The following is a 19,674-nucleotide window of genomic DNA, read 5'->3' on the forward strand; positions in this document are numbered from 1 at the left end:
AAAAGTGGGGTTTGGGCAGATCGAACAGGATGTGGTTATCCGCCGTCAGCGGGTAGAGCAGGCCGTTGATGGCAAGGTGGCGCTTGCCATCCTTGATGATCACGTTCTGCTCGTCAGCCGCACTCTGATGCAGCGCGGCGAGACGCGCCGTCATCTGCTCGTAGTGCTCCTGATAGGTTTGTTTGAAATAGGCTTGTTCGCGCTCATCGGCCACGACATGGGCCGACAGCAGCAGTCCGAGCAGGGTGGCAAGCTTGGTGGTTCTTAGCATGGTGATTTCCTTATCTTGGTTGTTGTTGGACGTTTTTTGGTGGTTGGCAAGCATGTAAAAGAGAGGGGCTAACCCGTCCGGGTCAGTGCATCCTGCCCATCGGCAGCGTGGCCGACGGGCAGGATATGGGCGGGGGCCTGTCGGCCCCCGTTAGTGGTTGGGGCAAGGTCAGAGCTTGATCCAGGCATCGCTCCAGGCAGAGCCGGTACCCGGCGCATAGTGGCTGGTCGAGCCACCACACCAGCCGCTGTAGGGCCAGGGTTTGCACTCGTAGTTGCCACCGGCATTGCTGACCCGATCACCGGCCTGATAGCTGGTGTTGGGGGCGTAGGCCGGGTAGTCACCCTCGCCACCGCCGCTGCTCTCTTCGGTCAGCGCAACCGGGAAGCGCTGCACCACCGGCTGTTGGCCATCTGCCAGACCGGTGATCACCACGTCGTAGCTGCCGTCGGTTACATTGCTGCCTTGCAGCACCAGGGTGCTGGTGCCGTTCACCTGGCTGCTGGTGGTACCGTGGCTGTGGCCGCTCTGCTCCAGAGTCGCGGTGATCTGTACCGGGTTGGCGGTGGTCACGTTGAAACGGATGCTGACCTGACCGTTGACTATGGTGTACTCGCTCGCCATGGCGCTGACGGTGAAGTCGCTGCTGCCTTCGGCGGGTGGCGTTGTGCCGCCGCAGTCGCTGTCGCCCTGTACGCGCCAGACGCCCCAGTCACCCGTGGTGCCCGGCTCTTCGTTCTGGGTCCACCAGCCTGCCAGCCAGTTCTTGCCGTTGTGGCTGACGATGTCGCCGCCCACATAGACCTTCTTGGCATCCCAGCTGTTTTCACAGACGGCGCCCTGCTCCCTGACGGTCACGTTGCGCTGCTGGGTTACCTGCTGACCGGCGCTGTCGCTCACCTGATAGGTGAGGGTGTAGCGGCCGACCTTGCTGCTGTCGACGTTGCCGCTGACCTTGATTTGGGCGGTCAGGTCGCCATCTTCTTCATCATGGGCGCTGACGCCTGTCATCGGATCGAAAGCGGTACCCAGTTCCAGCGTGGTGTCGGTGACACCGCTGAACACCGGCTTCATGCTGTAGACCTCGATGGTACGTACCTGCTCGGTGACGTTGTTGTCGCGATCGCTCACCTTGTAGGTGAGGGGGTAGAGGCCGATGCGCTGGCTGTCTACCGAGCCTTCCACCTGGATTTGGCCAGTCAGGTCGCCATCTTCCTTGTCGTTGGCGCTGACACCGGCCAGCGGATCAAAGGCGGTGCCCTGCTTGATGCGGGTATCGCTCAGGCCGCTGAACACCGGCTTGCCGTTGTCGACCGGCGGCGTGATCTCCTGATCGTGGATGAAGGGGCCGTAGCTCTTGATGAAGGATTCGTTGTAGGACTGACCGGCAGCGTTGCGGCCCATGTCCCAGTTGATGGACCAGGTCATCACGCCACGCAGCGGTTGCCCCTCGCTCTTCAGGCGGTTGAAGGCGTTGTAGAGCTTCTGCGGATCCTGCACATAGCCGGTGGCGGCGGCGTCGATGTTGGTCGGAATGCCGAACACCAGCTTGTCATGGGGGATCTTGTAGAAGCCGCGGGTTCCGTTGCTCAGCGAATCCGCCATGTAGTAGATGAACTCTTCTTTCAGGGCATCGTTGTTCTGGGCAATCCAGCCGATCCCATCGATGTAGATACCGTCACCACCCTGGTTGTAGAACTGGGGATTGATCCAGTCGTAGTACCCTTCCAGATTGCGGATATAGGGGATGTAGGCGCCAGTCTGGGTCAGATAGGGGAACTCTGGCGCCATGGTGATGAGGAAGTTTTTCCCCTGGGCGCGGTAGTGATCCTTGACCAGACGCAGGGCCGCCGGGATCACGGTCTGGTTGTCGGCGGCAGTGATGGCGGCCTGTTCCAGGTCGATATCCAGCCCGTCGAAGCCATAGGTCTCCACCAGACGGATGATCTCGTCGGCAAAGGCCTGCTCCTGACCTTTGCGCAGCTCGATGTGTGCATCGGCACCGCCCAGCGCCAGCAGCACGGCACGGCCCTGACGGTTCAGCTCGGCGATCTGGGCGATAAACTGGCTTTCGCTCATGCCGATGGCCGGGTCGAGTTTGAAGGTGGGGATGGGATCGCTGCCATAGACCTTCATGAAGGAGACATCGACCACGTTGTATTGCGGGTTGACCTGATCGAGCTTGACGCAGGGGGCGATACCGCCCTTGTAGCCCGAGCCGTCACACCAGTTGTGCCAATAGCCGACCACTACGCCGGACTGGGGATTGACCATCGCCTGACCGGCACTGGCGGCATATGCCATGGGGGCGCCCATGCCGAGCAGACAGCCCAGCAGGGATAACTTCAATTTGTTCATCTTGATATCTCCATACAGTACAAACGGAGCGTCCAGCTATGGCCGAACGCTCCCGGGGGCAGCCCCGCTGTCATAGGTGTTTTCCCTTAGACCGGTGGCTTTGCGTCGCGCCCTTTCGGGTCACTTTGCCTTTTTCACCCGATTTCTGTGCAGCACAGAGAATCAAGTGACCTGAGTAACAGGCTGCTTATGATATGCACTTAAAAATAAATTAATCAACGTATGTGCATGATTTGTTTTGGTTATTAACTTGTTGATTGGTTATTTTCCAAGCATGGAAAGGGCCGGTGATAGGCCGCTGTAACCTACTCTTTTGTCGATTGGATTTGGTCTGCTCCCTTGTGGTTCGAGAGTTGAAAAAGCCGCAAAAAGAGCAAAAAAGTACCGATTATTCATGCTGTTGCCGTCCAGTATCTGGCAGAGAGGTGTTTGAGCTCACAAAGAGGGGAAAACAGTGCCGAGAGGTGGATTCCCGCTTGATTATTGCGTGGCTTGGCCACATGTTAGAAAGCCATACAGAGCTGCTAAAGCGGTCTGTTCAAGACCAAACAAGAGGTAACCGGGATGAATAACCCTTTGCTGACAATGGATTCACTGCCCCCTTTCAGCCAGATCAAGCCGGAGCAGGTTCAGCCTGCCGTGATTCAGGCGATTGCTGACTGCAAGCAGAAGATCAGCGATGTGCTGGCCCAGCGTGATCCCCATACCTGGGATAGCCTGATTGCCCCGCTGGAAGAGGTAAATGACCGCCTGTCACGGATCTGGTCACCGGTCAGCCACCTCAACTCCGTACTCAACAGCGAAGCGCTGCGCGAGGCCCATGACGCCTGCCTGCCGCTGCTCTCCGAATTCCAGACCTATGTCGGTCAGCATGAAGGGCTCTATCAGGCCTATCTGGCCCTCTCCCAGAGCGATGATTTCCCGCTGCTCAGCGGCGCCCAGCGCAAGGAGATCCAGAATACCCTGCGTGACTTCCGCCTCTCCGGCATCGGTCTGCCTGCCGAGGCGCAGCAGCGTTACGGCGAAATTCAGGCCCGCCTCTCCGAGCTGGCATCCCGTTTCAGCAACAACGTGCTGGATGCGACCCAGGGCTGGCAAAAGCTGGTGGCCGATGAAGCCGAATTGGCCGGTCTGCCCGACAGTGTGCGTGCCGTTGCCCGTCAGATGGCTGAATTTAAAGGCAAAGAGGGGTGGCTGTTCACTCTGGATATCCCTTCCTACCTGCCGGTGATGATGTACGCGGACAACCGCGAGCTGCGCGCCGAGATGTACGAAGCCTTCACCACCCGCGCCTCCGATCAGGGCCCCAATGCAGGCAAGTGGGACAACTCCGCCATCATGAGCGAGCTGCTCACCCTGCGCCGCGAACTGGCTCAGTTGCTAGGGTTCGCCAACTATGCCGAGCTCTCCCTGGCCACCAAGATGGCGGACAAGACCGAACAGGTGGTGAGCTTCCTCACCGATCTGGCGGCCAAGTCCCTGCCACAAGGCAAGGCCGAGCTGGAGGAGATCCGCACCTTCGCCGCCGAGCAGCATGGTCAGAGCGAGCTGGCAGCCTGGGATCTCGCCTACTACGCCGAGAAGCTCAAACAGCACAAGTTCTCCATCTCCGATGAGCAGCTGCGCCCCTACTTCCCTGCCAGCAAGGTGGTGAAGGGGTTGTTCGAAGTGGTGAAGCGGGTGTTCGGCATGAAGGTGCGCGAGCGCCTCGGCATCGACACCTGGCACCCGGACGTGCGCTTCTACGACATCTTCGATGCTGACGACGAGCTGCGCGGCAGCTTCTATCTCGACCTCTACGCCCGCGAGCACAAGCAGGGCGGGGCCTGGATGGATGTCTGTCTGGGTCGTCGCTACCGTCAGGATGGCTCGCTGCAAAAACCGGTGGCCTACCTGACCTGCAACTTCAACGGCCCGGTGGATGGCAAACCGGCGCTGTTTACCCACAACGAAGTGGTCACCCTGTTCCATGAGTTTGGCCACGGCATCCACCACATGCTGACCCGCATCGATGTGGCCGGTGTCGCCGGTATCAACGGCGTGGCCTGGGATGCGGTAGAGCTGCCGAGCCAGTTCCTCGAGAACTGGTGCTGGGAGTCTGAGGCGCTGGCCTTTATCTCCGGCCACTACGAGACCGGCGAGCCGTTGCCTGCCGATCTGCTGGAGAAGATGCTGACCGCCCGCAACTTCCAGGCGGCGATGCAGATGCTGCGCCAGCTGGAGTTCGCCCTGTTCGACTTCCGTCTCCATCAGGAGTTTGACCCGACCAATCCGGCACAGCTCCCGGCGCTGCTGGATGAGGTGCGTAGTCAGGTGGCCGTGATGACGCCACCGGCGTTCAATCGCTTCCAGCACAGCTTCTCCCACATCTTCGCGGGCGGCTATGCGGCGGGCTACTACAGCTACAAGTGGGCCGAGGTGCTCTCTGCCGATGCCTTCTCCCGCTTCGAGGAGGAGGGGATCTTCAACCCGGCGACCGGCCAATCCTTCCTGAAGAATATTCTCGAGAAGGGTGGCTCGAAGGAGCCGATGGAGCTGTTCCGAGCCTTCCGTGGTCGTGAGCCCAAGGTGGATGCGCTGTTGCGACACAGCGGGATCGCTGCCTGAGATTCCTGACCCGCCGCCTGTGTGAGCTTCAAGCAGGTACACTGTTTTGCGGCATAGTGGGATCGAGTCGTGATTTCTGCGACAAAAAGGGACCTTTTGGTCCCTTTTTTCAAGGCTTTTTAATATCTTGCTGATTGCATATTTGCACTGCCCACGGCTCTTCAGTAGAGTCGTGTTCTAACCTTCAAGGAGAGAAAGCCACTTGCCATGAGGCGAGCACTCGATTCCGTCTATCAAATCATCTCCAGTCTGGCTCATTCGAGCGGCCAGGGATATTTCGATACCTTTGTGAGTGAAATCGCCGCTGCTGTGATGGCTGATGTCGTCCTGATCGCCAGCAGGGAATCAAATGCTTCCCATCTTACGGTTCAGGCTGCCCATCCCTCCTCTCTTGACACCGATACCCTGACGCTGCCAATCACTGATTCTCCCGATGCCATTACCTGGCAGGAGGGGGAAGCCTGGTTCAGCGATCGTCTGTTGCAGCTGTTCCCCGCGATGCCACTTGCCGATGCGTGGCAAGCCCAGGCCTACGCCGGGATCGCCCTCAAGGATGCGGATGGCGAGACCATAGGTATCTGCTGCCTGCTCTATCGTCAGCCGCAGGCCAATATGACCAAGGTGATGGGGCTGCTCCGGTTGCTGGGGCCGCTGGCCGGTCGCGAACTGGCGCTGATGCTGCAACGCCAGCTGCCGCAACTCTTGCCTGATACCCCCCATGTGCTGCAGAGCATGCTGTTTCAGGCCCCGGTGGGGATCGGCAAGCTCGATCTCACCGGCCACATTCTCTGGGCCAATCCGGCTATCGAGAAGATGCTGGGCTATCCCCTCGACGAGCTGCTTCATCGCTCCATCTCCGACATCAATCACCCGGAGGATTGGCAGCGCAGCCTTGAGTGCTACGAAGAGATCCGGCGCGGCGAGCGCAGCAGTTTCACCCAGGAGAAGCGCTACTTCTGCAAGGGGGGCGAGATCCTGTGGGGGCGGGTAACGGTCACCCTGATCCGCGACGAGCAGCAGCAGCCGGACTACCTGATGGTGCTGCTGGAGAATATCGATCCCCTCAAGCGTCATGCGGAGCAGCTCAAGCTCTCTCACCGGGTCTACGACAACCTCTCCGAAGCGATTCTGGTGTGCGATGCCGACAGCCGCATCATCTCGGTCAACCCGGCCTTCGAGCAGATCACCGGCTACAACAGCGACGAGGTGCGGGGCCAGCGTCCCAGCATGCTCAAGTCCGGGCTGCACGATCAGACCTTCTATGCCGACATGTACCACGCGCTGGAGCGGGTGGGGGTGTGGCGTGGCGAAGTGTGGAACAAGCGCAAGAACGGCAAGCTCTATCCGCAGCAGCTGATGATCAGCACCCTGCGTGAAGCCGGCAAAATCCAGCAATATATCGCCATTTTCAGCGATCTTTCACAGACCAAAGTGGCCGAGCAGAAGATCGCGACCCAGGCCAACTACGACAACCTTACCAGCCTGCCCAACCGCTGGCTGTTTGGCCGCTGCCTCACCCGCTTCTGCGAGCGGGGCGAGCGCTTCGCGCTCATGGTGCTCGACCTCAACAACTTCAAGGCGGTCAACAACAGCATGGATCACCATGCTGGCGATGCCCTGTTGCGGGAGGTGTCGGATCGGCTGGTGAGCCGGGTGCGCACCGAAGATTTGGTGGCCCGTATCGGTGGCGACGAGTTCGCGTTTCTGGTGCCCGGCATCGTCACCCGCCGTCAGGCCGAGGTGTTTGCCAAGCAGGTGATCGGCAGTTTCGCCCGCCCCTTTATGCTGGCCAACCAGCATCTCTATGTGACCGCGACCATCGGCATGACTCTCTGTCCGGTCGATGGCAGCGAGAGCGACGAGCTGCTGCGCAACGCCGAACAGGCGCTGTTTGCGGCTAAGCGGCAGGGACGGTTGCTCGGTGCCTACTGCTCATCCATGCGGGAAGAGGTGCGCCAGCGCCACCAGATGCAGCAGGATTTGGCCGAAGCGATCAAGCTGGAGCAGCTGACCATGGCCTACCAGCCCATCTGGGATAATCGCAGCGGACGGGTCGCCAAGCTGGAAGCGCTGGTGCGCTGGTATCACCCCCACTGGGGGCAGGTATCTCCTGCCGAGTTTATTCCGCTGGCGGAAGAGGCGGGATTAATTCAGGGGCTGGGTGCGCTGGTATTGTGGCAATCGTGCCGGGATCTGGCGCGGTTGCAGCAATCCGGCTTCCCTGATCTGCAGATGTCGATCAACCGTTCCACCATGGAGTTCCAGACCATCGACCCCGAGGCGAGTGAGTGGCTCAAGGTGATCCAGCACTTCGGGCTCGATCCTGCCGACATCGTCATCGAAATCACCGAATCTCTGCTGATGGAGAGCAGCGATCAGCACAGAGTGCGGATCGATGCCCTGCGCGAGGCGGGCTGTAAGCTGGCCATCGACGATTTCGGTACCGGCTACTCGGCGCTCAACTATTTGCGCACCTTCCCGGTCGATCTGGTCAAGATCGACCGCTCCTTCGTGCGCCATATCCCCTTCAACGAGCAGGATCGGATGCTGCTCGACGGCATCATCAACATAGTGCACAACCTCGGCATGCAGGTGGTGATCGAGGGGGTAGAGACCCGCGAGCAGCTCAACTTCCTCTGCCAGAAGGGGTGTGCCTTCACCCAGGGTTATCTGCTCAGTCGCCCGCTGGCCTATGACGATCTCACCGAATATCTGCAGCTCAATGACAAAGGGATGTTTCTGCAGATCAGCTAGTGGTGCTTACTCCTTCGATGTCATCTGTTCCTGTTTGGTTTTCAATGTCCGGTAATCCTCGCCGAGATAGCGCAAATAGATGCGATCCAGTACTCCCTCATCCTGCATCTGTTGCAGCGCCTTGTTGTAGGCAGGCAGCAGGTCAGCCTTCTGTTTGCCAAAACAGAGGTAGAGCGGCGTCGAATCGATAAAGGGGGTGAGGGCGCGGATCCTGACGTCCTGCTCCCTCGACAGAATGGGGGCAGAGAAGTAGTCCAGGATGATCATATCGACCCGGCTCTTTTCCAGCATCAGTAGCAGCTGTTTGTCGGAGTGAACCTTGATGGGCTCCCAGCCAGTGAAGCTCCTGATCTTTGCCGTGTAGTCATACCCTCTGACCATTCCTACTTTCAGCCCCTTGGCCATCTCCCACGAGAAGTTCTGTAACGGACTGTCGGTACGCACATAGGCGGCCAGAGGATAGAAGGCGGTGGCAAGGTCAGAGTGATAGCAACCGGGGAGAGGGGCATTGTCGAGAATGCCATCCGCCAGCTGGGTGCTGACATATTGCTCGCAGCGCCCCCAAGGCAGTTCAAGCAGGGTGAGGTTCATGCCAAGGCGGCGTGCCACCTCTTGATGGATCTCCACCGAAATGCCCTCTTTCAGGTTGCCCTGTTCGGCATAGGAAAAGGGAGGCCAGTCTACGCCGCAGACCTTCAGGTTTGTGCCGCTCTGGGCGGCGAGGAGCAGGGCAATGAACAGGTTCATGGGATTTCCTCCCTACAGCGACTTGAAGGGGCTGTGGTACACTCGGTTCACTGAACTTAGAACGCATCCAAAGACCATGCAAATCCTCCTCGAAGACCCCGCCAAGGCCGCGCAGGCAGACGCGCTGGCCAGCCAGCTTGCCCAGCTCGACCTTCCCCAGTTTGCCCTGGTGTTTACCCCGGAACGGTTGGAGCTGCGCAAGCTGGACGAGCCCAAGCTGGGTGCCGTCTATGTGGACTTCGTGGAAGGGGCGGTGGCACATCGTCGCAAGTTTGGTGGCGGTCGCGGTCAATCCATCGCCAAGGCGGTGGGGCTCAAGGCCGGTGCCACACCAACCGTGGTGGATGCTACCGCCGGGCTGGGGCGCGATGCCTTCGTGCTCGCCTCCCTCGGTTGCAAGGTGACCCTGATCGAACGCAGCCCTGTGGTGGCTGCTCTGTTGCAGGACGGGTTGGCGCGGGCGGCACAGGATCCCGAGATTGGCCCCTGGGTCAGCGAGCGGATGCACCTGCTGCAAGGCCCGGCGGTGGACAATCTGCTGGCGCTGCCGGAGCGGCCCGAGGTGATCTACCTCGACCCCATGTTCCCCCACAAGCAGAAGTCAGCGTTGGTGAAAAAGGAGATGCGGGTGTTCCAGTCGCTGGTGGGGCCGGATCTTGATGCTGATGCTCTGCTGCCAGCTGCGCTTCAAATGGCAGAGAAGCGGGTGGTGGTGAAACGCCCCGACTACGCCGGCTGGCTCAATGAACAGAAGCCCAGCATGGCCATCGAAACCAAGAGCAACCGCTTCGATGTCTATGTGATGGCTGCGCTGGCGGCGAGTTAACGGCCGGTGCGAGTCGCAGATGCAAAAAGGAGGGCCAACATCATGTTGGCCCTCCTTTTTCGTATTGGATTCAGTTGGTTGGCGCGAAGCGGATCAGCTTTTCTTCCCCTTGCCAGTTCAGGCGCAGGGTCGCCAGTTCTGCCAGACTGAGCCGCTCGCCACTGTGCAGCAACAGATACTCGACCCCTTCGCTGGCTTCGATAGTGCGGATCTTGTCATCCCATTGGCGATCATCGCGGCTGGTGAGGGTCACCGGCAGTTGCCAGCTGGCAGCAATTTCGAGCCAGTCGTAGAGATCGCAGCTGATGGGTTGATAATCCGGCATGATCGGCTCCAAAACAGGCAGGTTGCTCAGTCAGGCTTCCTGTACGCGGGTCGGCCAGCCCATCTTCTGCTGGCGTTCCACTTCAAAGCGCAGCTCGCTGGCGCGCAGGTAGTGTTCATCCATCCAGCCCTTGGGCAGGGTCAGGGTCAGTGACTCCTCTTCTGCCTGCAGGGTGAAGCTGGGCACTGTGCCCTGGGTACGGCGCATGCAGAGGATAAGCGCGATGCGCAGGATACGGGCCAGCCGGATCGCCTGACGACCGGTGACGGCACCCTGTTTCTCCAGTGGTTCCAGCTTGAATTCGTCCCGCTGGTTGAACAGCAGGGCCGACAACAGCTTCTTTTGCGCAGGGGTAAAGCCCGGCATATCGATGTTGTCGATGATGTAGGCGGCGTGTTGCGGCGCCTTCTTGTACTCGATACAGAGGCCGATCTCGTGCAGCAGGGCGGCATAACGCAAGATCGGACGACCGTAGCGTTTCGAGAGTCGCCAGGCCGGTTGCAGCTGGTTGAACGCCTCGACGGCGGTATCGCGCACCCGTTCGGCGTGCTCTTTATCCAGCTGATAGCGGCTGATCAGGCTGTCGGCGGTGCGATCCCGGGCATCACAGTCGTGATTGTTGCCAAGCAGACCGTAGATCAGTCCTTCGCGCAGGGCGCCACCCGCGAGGGTCATGCTCTCGATATCGAGGGTTTCGAAGATGGCGATCAGGATGGCGAGGCCGGAGGGGAACACGGTCAGCCGCTCGGCCGCCAGCCCTTCCAGTTGCAGCTGGTCGAGCTTGCCGCAGGCGATGGCCTGACCCATCAGCTCCTGGAGCTTGGGCAGGGTGACCCGCTCGCTCTTCCCCTGCGCCAGCATGATCTCTTGCAGCGCCTGTACCGTGCCGGAGGCGCCGACACAGGTACGCCAGCCGAGGGCACGGTAATCATCCGCCACCTTCTCCAGCACCGCCTTGGCGGCAGCAATCGCCTGCTCGAAACGGGCTTCGGAGAGCTCGCCATCACCGAAGTGATTGTTGAGCCAGGTAACGCAGCCCATGTGCAGGCTGTTGAGCAGTTTTGCTTCGCTGTGTTCGCCGATCACCAGTTCAGTACTGGCGCCGCCGATGTCTATCACCAGCCGGTTGCCTTCCCCGGCAGAGGTCCAGGAGACCCCTTCATAGATGGTCTTGGCCTCTTCCTCGCCCGAGATGATCTCGATGCTGTGGTTGAGTACCCGTTCCGCTTCGCTGAGGAATTCGTCGACGTTGGTAGCAAGCCGCAAGGTTGCGGTGCCCACCACCCGGATATTGTCGGCCGGAATGTCCTGCAACTGTTCGGAGAAGAGACGCAAACAGTCCCAGCCCCGCTCCATGGCGGCACGGCTGAGACGAAATTCCGGATCGAGCCCGGCTGCGAGGCGAACCTTGCGCTTGACCTTGGCGACGGTGCGCAGGGCACCGGCGACCTCGCGCACCACCAGCATATGAAAGCTGTTGGAGCCGAGGTCGATAGCGGCATAGAGAGGCGAGTTGTGCAACGGGCCTGTCCTTAGCTCTTGCGCGGCGGACGACGACGGTTGTTGCTGTTGCCACCGCCCTGACGATCCCGCATGTTGCGGTTCACTGGCTGACGGTTGCGGAACACCCGTTTCGGCGGGGTCACGTCATCCAGCAGCGCTTCGCGATCATATTTGCTGACCGGAATGGCGTGGTGGATGTACTCCTCGATGGCCGGCAGGTTGAAGGCATAGTCTTCACAGGCCAAGCTGATGGAGTGACCGCTCTTGCCGGCACGACCGGTACGACCGATGCGGTGTACATAGTCTTCGGCGTCGTCGGGCAGGTCATAGTTGAAGACGTGGGTCACGTCAGGGATGTGCAGACCACGGGCGGCCACGTCGGTGGCGACCAGAATATCGAGCGCACCCTTGGTGAAATCCTCGAGGATCTTCATCCGCTTTTTCTGCGGCACGTCACCGGTCAGCAGACCGACGCGGTGGCCGTCGTTTTCCAGCCAGGCATGGACGTCTTCACAGACATGCTTGGTGTTGGCGAAGACGATCGCTTTTTCCGGCCACTCCTCTTCCATCAGGGAGAGCAGCAGCAACATCTTGTCTTCATTGGAGGGGTAGAACAGTTCCTCCTTGATCCGCACGCCGGTCATCTGCTCAGGCTCTACCTGCACATGTTCCGGGTGGTTCATGTGTTCGTAGGCCAGCTCCTGCACGCGCAGGGAGAGGGTTGCGGAGAACAGCATGCTCAGACGCTCGGTGGCGGGCGGCATGCGGCGGAACAGGAAGCGGATGTCCTTGATGAAGCCCAGATCAAACATGCGATCCGCTTCGTCCAGAACCACGACCTGGATGTTGCTCAGATCGATCACCTTGGACTTGAAGTAGTCGATGATGCGGCCAGTGGTGCCGATCAGGATGTCGACGCCCTGCTCCAGCACGGCCAGCTGCTTGTCGTAACCTTCACCACCGTAGGCGAGGCCGAGTTTCAGGCCGGTAGAAGCGGAGATGCTGTCGGCATCGTTATAGATCTGTACTGCCAGTTCCCGGGTGGGTGCCATGATGATGGCTCTGGGTTGATTTACCAGACGGGGTTTGGTCAGCGGGTGGGTAAGAAGATAGTTGAAGGTGGCGGCCAGAAAGGCGATGGTTTTGCCGGTGCCTGTCTGTGCTTGCCCGGCGAGGTCATGGCCCTCTACCAGCAGTGGCAAGGACAGTGCCTGGATGGGCGTGCAATAGTGAAATCCCTTTGCTTCCAGACCAGCCAGAACTTCGGGTTCGAGGCCCATTTGGGCGAATTTGTCGGTCGTTAAGTGTGTTTTGCTCATGGCGGTAGGTTATCAGGTTAGGCTTGCAATAATAAACAGGATCATTTCAAATAGGGCAACTATTGCCTTTATTGACGTGTCAATAAAGCCTTATTTACTGACTGGAGTTGGAGATGAGTGACAAGATTGTTCAGCTGAGCGATGCCAGCTTCGAGGCAGATGTAATCAAAGCCGATGGCGCCGTTCTGGTCGACTTCTGGGCCGAGTGGTGTGGTCCGTGCAAGATGATTGCCCCGATCCTGGAAGAAGTTGCCCAAGAGTACGAAGGTCGCGTGACCGTAGCCAAACTGAACATCGACCATAACTCTGATACTCCGCCCAAGTACGGCATTCGTGGTATCCCGACCCTCTTGCTGTTCAAGAATGGCGAAGTGGCAGCGACCAAGGTCGGTGCACTGTCCAAGACTCAGCTGAAAGAGTTCCTGGACGGCAACCTGTAATAATCGAAGAGGAGCGCATTGCAATAATGCGCTCCTTCTGTTTTATCACCTAGACGCTCATCCCGATTGGTGCTAGTTTATCGCTCGTTTGCTAACCTTTTTGCCTGACTCCATTGCTAGCCTGGCAAGTCAAATCCGATCAGCATCAATCCAGCAGACTGTCTCCTCATTTCAATCCTTGCTTACAGACTTTCACCACTATGAATCTGACTGAATTAAAGAACACTCCTGTGTCTGAGCTGGTCAAGCTCGGCGAATCCATGGGGTTGGAAAATCTGGCTCGGGCGCACAAGAAAGACATTATTTTCGCGATCCTCAAGGCGCACGCCAAGGGTGGCGAGGATATCTTTGGCGACGGTGTGCTGGAAATCCTGACCGACGGCTTCGGTTTCCTGCGCAGTGCTGACGGTTCTTACCTGGCGGGCCCGGACGATATCTACGTCTCCCCGAGCCAGATCCGCCGTTTCAACCTGCGTACCGGCGATACCATCTCCGGCAAGATCCGGCCGCCGAAAGAGGGCGAACGCTACTTCGCGCTGCTCAAGGTGAACGAGGTCAACTACGACCGTCCGGAAAACTCCCGCAACAAGATCCTGTTTGAAAACCTCACTCCACTGCACGCCAACGAGCGTCTGCGCATGGAGCGTGGCAACGGTTCTACCGAAGATATCACTGCTCGCGTACTGGATCTGGCCTCCCCGATCGGTAAAGGTCAGCGTGGCCTCATCGTCGCACCGCCCAAGGCCGGTAAGACCATGCTGCTGCAGAACATCGCCCAGAGCATCGCCTACAACCATCCTGACTGCGAACTGATCGTTCTGCTGATCGACGAGCGTCCGGAAGAAGTGACCGAGATGCAGCGCATGGTTAAAGGTGAAGTGATCGCTTCCACCTTCGACGAGCCGGCATCCCGTCACGTTCAGGTCGCCGAGATGGTGATCGAGAAGGCCAAGCGTCTGGTCGAGCACAAGAAGGACGTGGTGATCCTGCTGGACTCCATCACCCGTCTGGCCCGTGCCTACAACACCGTTATCCCGTCATCCGGCAAGGTACTGACCGGTGGTGTGGACGCCAACGCCCTGCACCGTCCCAAGCGCTTCTTCGGGGCCGCGCGTAATGTTGAGGAGGGCGGCAGCCTGACCATCATCGCTACCGCGCTGATCGATACCGGTTCCAAGATGGACGAGGTTATTTACGAAGAGTTCAAGGGTACCGGCAACATGGAACTGCACCTCTCGCGCAAGATTGCCGAGAAGCGCGTCTATCCGGCTATCGACATCACCCGCTCAGGCACCCGTAAGGAAGAGCTGCTCACCTCCGGTGACGAGTTGCAGAAGATGTGGATCCTGCGCAAGATTGTCCACCCGATGGGCGAGATTGACGGTATCGAATTCCTCATCGACAAACTGGCGATGACCAAGACCAACGACGAGTTCTTCGACGCCATGCGGCGCCAGCAGAAATAAATCAGGTCAGAAAATGACAAAACCGCGGCCAAGGTCGCGGTTTTTGTTTATCTGTTTTCCGGTCGCCCTAGTAGTATGAGATCCCGATGTCACATGGATGGAGACGTCATGAAGCCTGTTTTCTGGTTATTGCTGGGGTTGCTGAGTGCAATGCCAGCCTGCGTGCAGAGTGCACCGATCGCGGTGACAGCCGAGACGTTGCAGACGCACCAACGCTATCTGGCGGGCCGTCTGCAGGAGGGGCAATTTGCAGCCATCGACTCTCTGCTGGCGACCCTGAGTCGCGAGCGGCGGGAGTTCCTGCTGTTGCAGCTGCTGCGGGATATTCCCGCGACCCCCCCTGCATCCCCTGCGTTGCAACAGTGGGTCGAGGCTCAGGCCGACAAGGCACCCGAGTGGCTCATGGAGCAGCAGGTCGACGGTTTTCTGGTGCAGCAACCTGTCTATGATTTTGCCGCGCAGGCCCGTCAGTTGCTGGGGGAGTGGCAGCTGCAATCACTGATGCACCGCTATCGGCAGCAGCTTGCCCAGGGCAGCTTCCAGCTAAAGTCCATCTACTACAGCAGTAACCCCGATCTCGCCATGCAGCAGCAAGCCCTGTTGTTGGCCCTCGACAGCTTGCCGCAACCGATCTGGATGCGGGAGGCGCAAGTGCTGGCCAGCCAGAATATCTATCTGCCCGACAATCATCTGTTGTTCCATCTGTTGCAGCGCACCGGCGAACCGGCGCTCTATGGCATGCTGTGGCGGCGGCCGGCAGATCAGGATGCGCTGCGTGCACTCTCTACCATCAACCGCTTCCATCACGGCAGTGCTGCCAGTGATCTGCTGATTGCCGCCAGTGGCAATGAGGGATTGAAGGGAGCCGCCCTGCGGCATCTGAGCGCACTCTCCCCCTTGCCGCCGCAAGCCCAGAAATACTTGCTGGCGGAGCTCTCCAACCGCCAATACGGGGCGCTGGTGGCCGGTCTGTTGATGGAGGTGGACGAGCCCCAACTGCTCTCTGCGCTGGCCAGACGCCTCGGCCAGCGTGACATGCCACCCATTGCACCGAGTCTGCTACCCGATTCGGGTACACCCGATGGGCAGCCAGGGTTATAATGCGTGACCTCCTGAACCCGGTTGGGAACTTGCATGAAATACAAGGATTTGCGTGATTTCATCGCGCAGCTGGAACAAAACGGACAACTCAAGCGCATCACCCGCGAGATAGATCCCTATCTGGAGATGACCGAGATCAGCGATCGCACCCTGCGTGCGGGTGGCCCGGCTCTGCTGTTCGAAAATCCCAAAGGCTACACCATGCCGGTGCTGACCAACCTGTTCGGCACCCCTGATCGGGTTGCCATGGGCATGGGGCAGCCCGATGTGGGCGCCCTGCGCCAGGTCGGGGTCTGGCTCTCCTATCTCAAGGAGCCCGAGCCGCCCAAGGGATTCAAGGAGCTGATGGAGAAGCTGCCGATCTTCAAGCAGGTGCTCAACATGCCGACCAAGCGCCTCTCTTCCGCCCCCTGTCAGCAGGTGGTGCAGGAGGGGGATGCGGTCGATCTCGACCAGATCCCGATCCAGCACTGCTGGCCTGGCGATGTGGCACCGTTGGTCACCTGGGGCCTCACCATCACCCGCGGCCCCTACAAGAAGCGGCAGAACCTCGGCATCTATCGTCAGCAGAAGATCGCCAAAAACAAGCTGATCATGCGCTGGCTGGATCATCGTGGCGGTGCCATCGATTTTCGCGAGTGGCAGGAGGCCCATCCCGGTGAGCGCTTCCCGGTGGTGGTGGCGCTCGGAGCCGATCCGGCGACCATTCTCGGCGCGGTGACGCCGGTGCCGGATACTCTCTCCGAATATGCCTTTGCCGGTCTGCTGCGTGGCAGCCGTACCGAGGTGATCAAGGCCATCAGCTGTGATCTGGAGGTGCCCGCCAGCGCCGAGATTGTGCTGGAAGGCTATCTGGAGCCGGGTGAGATGGCGCCGGAAGGGCCCTATGGCGACCACACCGGTTACTACAATGAGGTGGACGACTTCCCGGTCTTTACCATCACCCACATCACCAAGCGGCGCGATGCCATCTATCACAGCACCTACACCGGCCGTCCGCCCGATGAACCGGCGGTGCTGGGTCTGGCGCTGAACGAGGTGTTCGTACCGCTGCTGCAGAAGCAGTTCCCCGAGATCGTCGACTTCTATCTTCCGCCGGAGGGGTGCTCCTACCGGATGGCGGTGGTGACCATCAAGAAGCGTTACCCGGGCCACGCCAAGCGGGTGATGCTGGGGGTCTGGTCATTCCTGCGCCAGTTCATGTACACCAAGTTCGTGGTGGTGTGTGACGATGACGTCAACGCCCGCGACTGGAAGGATGTGATCTGGGCCATCACCACCCGGATGGACCCGGCACGGGACACCACCTTGATCGAGCACACCCCGATCGACTATCTGGACTTCGCCTCGCCGGTCTCCGGCCTCGGCTCCAAGATGGGGCTGGATGCCACCAACAAGTGGCCGGGAGAGACCAATCGGGAGTGGGGTCAGCCCATAGTTCAGGATGAGGCGGTGAAGCAGAAGGTTGATGCCATCTGGGATGAGCTCAATATCCTCGGATGAGGCAAACATGACAGCTTTGCTGCAAAAAGTGATGCGATCCGCACTGATTTGAGTATTCTCGACTGACGGGGCCAGGGCTGCTGGTCGTCACTCCATAGTGAAACAATGAGCGGAGCGGGCCGAGCGAGCCCGCCACAAGGAAAAGAATGCAACGTATCAAATGCCGCGTAGAGGAACTGCGCGAATATGTCGACACCATCTGGCATGTGGCCCTGACGCCGCAGCAAGCGATCAGCTTCAAGCCGGGCCAGTATCTGCTGGTGGTGATGAGCGATTCGGACAAGCGCCCCTTCTCCATCGCCAACTCGCCGACCCGCCTGGGCGTGCTGGAGTTGCAAATTGGCGCCACTCCCGAGAACGCCTATGCCGGTCAGGTGCTGGCCCGCATGCGCGAGCAGGGCGAGATCGAGGTCGAATTGCCGGCTGGCAAGGCGTTCCTGCGCGATGAATCCCCTCGTCCACTGATCCTGATGGCGGGCGGCACCGGCTTCTCTTACGCCCGCTCCATTCTGGAGTACCTGATCGACACGGGCAGCAAGCGCCCTGTGTTCTTCTACTGGGGTGTGCGTCAGGCTCACTGGCTCTATGAGCTGGAGCAGATGCAGCAGTGGGAGCGTGACTATGCGCCGCTCACCTTTATCCCGGTGGTGCAGGAGCCGGAGGCTGACTGGACCGGCAAGAGCGGCCTGGTGCACAAGGCGATCATGGATGACTTCGTCAGCCTCCACGACTACGACATCTATGTCGCCGGCCGTTTCGAGATGGCGGGTGCCGCGCGGGAGGAGTTCAAGATCCTTGGCGCCGAGCCGGAGCGCATCTTTGGTGACGCCTACGAATTTATCTGACGGGATCCCCGTCTGGATGACGCAGCCCCCGGTTTTGCCGGGGGCTTTTGTTTTTGTGGCTGCCGCAGTACCTGATCGTACCGAATGGTTGGATTATCGCGGCGTTATCCCATTATTTTTCAATATTTTGGCTATGAATGGCTACTAATCGAGCCTAGCTGATGGCATCTTTGTGGGGGATTGACAAGAGCATCCATAGAGCAAGCACAAGGAGGCGCAGTGTTGAGTGAAGAGGGCAGGGCATCTGCGGAGGATGACAGGAGAGAGCTCGGCTCTGTCGAGCGGGTCGCAACGCTGATCCCGTCCCCTCATGGCGGTGAAATGGCCCATTTGCAGGCAGAAATCGCCGCTTTGCAGCATGCAAACGGTCTGTTGCAGGAGAAGCTCAATGCCGCCCTCGATGGCACCGGCATCTGTCTCTGGCAGGGCACCATTCCCACCGGCATCTGTCTCTGGCAGGGCACCATTCCCACCGGCGAGCTGCGGGTATTCAACCTGCAGAACTTTCAGGCCGGTGACATGGCCCCTCATTTCGATCAGTGGAGCGCCAAGCTCCATCCCGACGATCGCGCCCATGCCATGGGCAGCTACTTTGCCCATCTTGAGGGGAAAACCCCCTTCTATGAAGCCGAATACCGCACCATCAACCCGCAAGGCGAGGTCACCTGGCTGTGGGATAGGGGACGGGTCGTCGATCGGGATGGCGATGGCAAGCCGCTGCGGATCATGGGTTCCCATATCGATATCACCCAGCGCAAAGCCTATGAACAGAGGCTGGCCGAGCGAGCCAACAGCGATGCCCTGACCGGCCTGCTCAACCGGCAGGGGTTTGGCAAGGCGTTTGCTCAGCAGCAACATGACGGAGCAGGAGCGCTGCTCTTTATCGATCTGGATGATTTCAAGGGGATCAATGACCAGCTGGGCCACGCCTGCGGCGATCTGGTGTTGCAGCAGATGGCGGACTGGCTGCGCCTTATTATGCCTGGCTCGGCGCTATGTGGCCGTTACGGCGGCGACGAGTTTGTAGTGCATCTGCACCGGGATGTGTCGAGCCATGGCCTGGCGCAGCTGGCTGACGCCCTGATCAGCCGGATGCACGGCTATGTGCCCAAACCCGGTTGCCCGCAACGGGTGGGGCTGAGCATCGGCATCGCCCTGTGGGAGGAGGAGCCATTGAGCTTCCGACAGGCGCTGGAGGTGGCCGACAGGGCCATGTATGAGGCCAAGGCGCGCGGCAAGCGAGCCTGGTATCTGCTTCAGGTGTGATGTTTTTTACAGGATCAATTCAAAGCAAAAACCCCAGCCGAGCTGGGGTTTTCGTTATTCGCCTTTGGCGCCGAGCTGCTGCTCGAGCTGAGCCAGCTTGCTTTCGAGGGCGGCCAGTTTTTCACGGGTACGCAGCAGCACCTTGGTCTGCACGTCGAACTCTTCGCGGCTGACCAGATCCAGCTTGCCCAGCTGGGCTTGCAGTACCTGACGCATCTTCTTCTCGGCCTCTTCACCCATGCTGCGAATGCCGGGCGGCAGGGAGTTGTGCACCTGCTTGGCGATCTCTTCCAGTTTCTTCGGGTCGATCATGATGTCCTCCTTAAGCGTTGGCGGACATTCT

At 59.6% G+C, this 19,674-nt stretch carries 17 protein-coding genes and 1 riboswitch; of the genes, 10 read left to right on the forward strand and 7 right to left on the reverse strand.

Features of this window, described 5'->3' with window-relative positions:
- Nucleotides 1-271: hypothetical protein (locus tag DBR30_RS02720; RefSeq protein WP_146181347.1), on the reverse strand; the 271-nt coding region annotated here is incomplete at its 3' end.
- Between the two features lie 168 nt (nucleotides 272-439).
- Nucleotides 440-2,629, reverse strand: coding sequence for an immunoglobulin-like domain-containing protein (locus DBR30_RS22745; RefSeq protein ID WP_108541189.1), 2,190 nt, complete (start codon nucleotides 2,627-2,629; stop codon nucleotides 440-442).
- Between the two features lie 54 nt (nucleotides 2,630-2,683).
- Nucleotides 2,684-2,769, reverse strand: a riboswitch (cyclic di-GMP riboswitch).
- A 424-nt stretch (nucleotides 2,770-3,193) separates the two neighbouring features.
- Here DBR30_RS22745 and prlC point away from each other — a divergent pair.
- Both prlC and DBR30_RS02735 read left to right on the forward strand, forming a co-directional pair.
- On the forward strand, nucleotides 3,194-5,236 hold the full coding sequence (gene prlC, locus DBR30_RS02730) for an oligopeptidase A (protein ID WP_108541188.1): 2,043 nt from the start codon (nucleotides 3,194-3,196) through the stop codon (nucleotides 5,234-5,236).
- A gap of 207 nt (nucleotides 5,237-5,443) precedes the next feature.
- Nucleotides 5,444-7,990 carry a putative bifunctional diguanylate cyclase/phosphodiesterase gene (locus DBR30_RS02735; protein ID WP_108541187.1) on the forward strand — a complete coding sequence of 849 codons (2,547 nt, stop codon included), beginning with the start codon at nucleotides 5,444-5,446 and terminating at the stop codon, nucleotides 7,988-7,990.
- Nucleotides 7,991-7,996: 6 nt separating this feature from the next.
- Here the strand turns inward: DBR30_RS02735 and DBR30_RS02740 are convergent, their stop codons facing one another.
- Complete coding sequence (locus DBR30_RS02740) at nucleotides 7,997-8,737, reverse strand: substrate-binding periplasmic protein (RefSeq protein ID WP_069556151.1); 741 nt, start codon at nucleotides 8,735-8,737, stop codon at nucleotides 7,997-7,999.
- Between the two features lie 76 nt (nucleotides 8,738-8,813).
- Here DBR30_RS02740 and DBR30_RS02745 point away from each other — a divergent pair, with 76 nt between their 5' ends.
- On the forward strand, nucleotides 8,814-9,563 hold the full coding sequence (locus DBR30_RS02745; RefSeq protein ID WP_108541186.1) for a class I SAM-dependent methyltransferase: 750 nt from the start codon (nucleotides 8,814-8,816) through the stop codon (nucleotides 9,561-9,563).
- A gap of 70 nt (nucleotides 9,564-9,633) precedes the next feature.
- Here the strand turns inward: DBR30_RS02745 and DBR30_RS02750 are convergent, their stop codons facing one another.
- Genes DBR30_RS02750 through rhlB form a run of 3 tightly spaced genes read right to left on the reverse strand, consistent with a single transcriptional unit; the run spans nucleotide 9,634 to nucleotide 12,710 of the window.
- Nucleotides 9,634-9,888 carry a Rho-binding antiterminator gene (locus DBR30_RS02750; protein WP_042054704.1) on the reverse strand — a complete coding sequence of 85 codons (255 nt, stop codon included), beginning with the start codon at nucleotides 9,886-9,888 and terminating at the stop codon, nucleotides 9,634-9,636.
- Nucleotides 9,889-9,918: 30 nt separating this feature from the next.
- On the reverse strand, nucleotides 9,919-11,409 hold the full coding sequence (gene gppA / locus DBR30_RS02755; RefSeq protein ID WP_108541185.1) for a guanosine-5'-triphosphate,3'-diphosphate diphosphatase: 1,491 nt from the start codon (nucleotides 11,407-11,409) through the stop codon (nucleotides 9,919-9,921).
- An 11-nt stretch (nucleotides 11,410-11,420) separates the two neighbouring features.
- Nucleotides 11,421-12,710, reverse strand: a complete 1,290-nt coding sequence (gene rhlB / locus DBR30_RS02760) for an ATP-dependent RNA helicase RhlB (RefSeq protein WP_108541184.1) — start codon at nucleotides 12,708-12,710, stop codon at nucleotides 11,421-11,423.
- Nucleotides 12,711-12,823: 113 nt separating this feature from the next.
- On the opposite strand from rhlB, the gene trxA reads away from it, so the two are divergent.
- The 7 genes from trxA (at nucleotide 12,824) to DBR30_RS02790 (ending at nucleotide 19,331) form a co-directional block, all read left to right on the forward strand.
- Nucleotides 12,824-13,150, forward strand: coding sequence for a thioredoxin TrxA (gene trxA, locus DBR30_RS02765; RefSeq protein ID WP_005339416.1), 327 nt, complete (start codon nucleotides 12,824-12,826; stop codon nucleotides 13,148-13,150).
- Nucleotides 13,151-13,350: 200 nt separating this feature from the next.
- Nucleotides 13,351-14,616 carry a transcription termination factor Rho gene (rho, locus tag DBR30_RS02770; RefSeq protein WP_005339417.1) on the forward strand — a complete coding sequence of 422 codons (1,266 nt, stop codon included), beginning with the start codon at nucleotides 13,351-13,353 and terminating at the stop codon, nucleotides 14,614-14,616.
- Between the two features lie 108 nt (nucleotides 14,617-14,724).
- The gene (locus tag DBR30_RS02775) at nucleotides 14,725-15,717 is read left to right on the forward strand and encodes a hypothetical protein (protein WP_108541183.1); all 993 of its coding nucleotides are present in this window, start codon (nucleotides 14,725-14,727) and stop codon (nucleotides 15,715-15,717) included.
- Between the two features lie 33 nt (nucleotides 15,718-15,750).
- Nucleotides 15,751-17,220, forward strand: a complete 1,470-nt coding sequence (ubiD, locus tag DBR30_RS02780) for a 4-hydroxy-3-polyprenylbenzoate decarboxylase (protein ID WP_108541182.1) — start codon at nucleotides 15,751-15,753, stop codon at nucleotides 17,218-17,220.
- 146 nt (nucleotides 17,221-17,366) lie between these two features.
- Nucleotides 17,367-18,065 carry an NAD(P)H-flavin reductase gene (gene fre / locus DBR30_RS02785; RefSeq protein ID WP_108541181.1) on the forward strand — a complete coding sequence of 233 codons (699 nt, stop codon included), beginning with the start codon at nucleotides 17,367-17,369 and terminating at the stop codon, nucleotides 18,063-18,065.
- Nucleotides 18,066-18,081: 16 nt separating this feature from the next.
- A complete protein-coding gene (locus tag DBR30_RS21545) occupies nucleotides 18,082-18,213 on the forward strand; it encodes a hypothetical protein (protein ID WP_257124013.1) in 132 nt (43 codons plus the stop codon).
- A gap of 71 nt (nucleotides 18,214-18,284) precedes the next feature.
- Entirely contained in the window at nucleotides 18,285-19,331 is a 1,047-nt protein-coding gene (locus DBR30_RS02790; RefSeq protein ID WP_108541180.1) for a GGDEF domain-containing protein, read from the forward strand.
- Between the two features lie 54 nt (nucleotides 19,332-19,385).
- On the opposite strand, the gene ubiK is transcribed toward DBR30_RS02790, so the two are convergent.
- Entirely contained in the window at nucleotides 19,386-19,643 is a 258-nt protein-coding gene (gene ubiK, locus DBR30_RS02795; RefSeq protein ID WP_005339429.1) for a ubiquinone biosynthesis accessory factor UbiK, read from the reverse strand.
- Nucleotides 19,644-19,674: the final 31 nt, after the last annotated feature.

Source organism: Aeromonas sp. HMWF017, from assembly GCF_003061465.1.
GTDB classification, from domain to species: domain Bacteria; phylum Pseudomonadota; class Gammaproteobacteria; order Enterobacterales; family Aeromonadaceae; genus Aeromonas; species Aeromonas veronii.

Bases quoted from the DNA above. Each gene is read 5' to 3' on its own strand.
- rhlB (WP_108541184.1), bottom strand. From the start codon at position 12,710: ATGAGCAAAACACACTTAACGACCGACAAATTCGCCCAAATGGGCCTC.
- rho (WP_005339417.1), top strand. From the start codon at position 13,351: ATGAATCTGACTGAATTAAAGAACACTCCTGTGTCTGAGCTGGTCAAG.
- DBR30_RS02740 (WP_069556151.1), bottom strand. From the start codon at position 8,737: ATGAACCTGTTCATTGCCCTGCTCCTCGCCGCCCAGAGCGGCACAAAC.
- DBR30_RS02745 (WP_108541186.1), top strand. From the start codon at position 8,814: ATGCAAATCCTCCTCGAAGACCCCGCCAAGGCCGCGCAGGCAGACGCG.
- DBR30_RS22745 (WP_108541189.1), bottom strand. From the start codon at position 2,629: ATGAACAAATTGAAGTTATCCCTGCTGGGCTGTCTGCTCGGCATGGGC.
- DBR30_RS21545 (WP_257124013.1), top strand. From the start codon at position 18,082: ATGACGCAGCCCCCGGTTTTGCCGGGGGCTTTTGTTTTTGTGGCTGCC.
- ubiD (WP_108541182.1), top strand. From the start codon at position 15,751: ATGAAATACAAGGATTTGCGTGATTTCATCGCGCAGCTGGAACAAAAC.
- DBR30_RS02750 (WP_042054704.1), bottom strand. From the start codon at position 9,888: ATGCCGGATTATCAACCCATCAGCTGCGATCTCTACGACTGGCTCGAA.
- ubiK (WP_005339429.1), bottom strand. From the start codon at position 19,643: ATGATCGACCCGAAGAAACTGGAAGAGATCGCCAAGCAGGTGCACAAC.
- fre (WP_108541181.1), top strand. From the start codon at position 17,367: ATGCAACGTATCAAATGCCGCGTAGAGGAACTGCGCGAATATGTCGAC.
- DBR30_RS02775 (WP_108541183.1), top strand. From the start codon at position 14,725: ATGAAGCCTGTTTTCTGGTTATTGCTGGGGTTGCTGAGTGCAATGCCA.
- DBR30_RS02735 (WP_108541187.1), top strand. From the start codon at position 5,444: ATGAGGCGAGCACTCGATTCCGTCTATCAAATCATCTCCAGTCTGGCT.
- prlC (WP_108541188.1), top strand. From the start codon at position 3,194: ATGAATAACCCTTTGCTGACAATGGATTCACTGCCCCCTTTCAGCCAG.
- trxA (WP_005339416.1), top strand. From the start codon at position 12,824: ATGAGTGACAAGATTGTTCAGCTGAGCGATGCCAGCTTCGAGGCAGAT.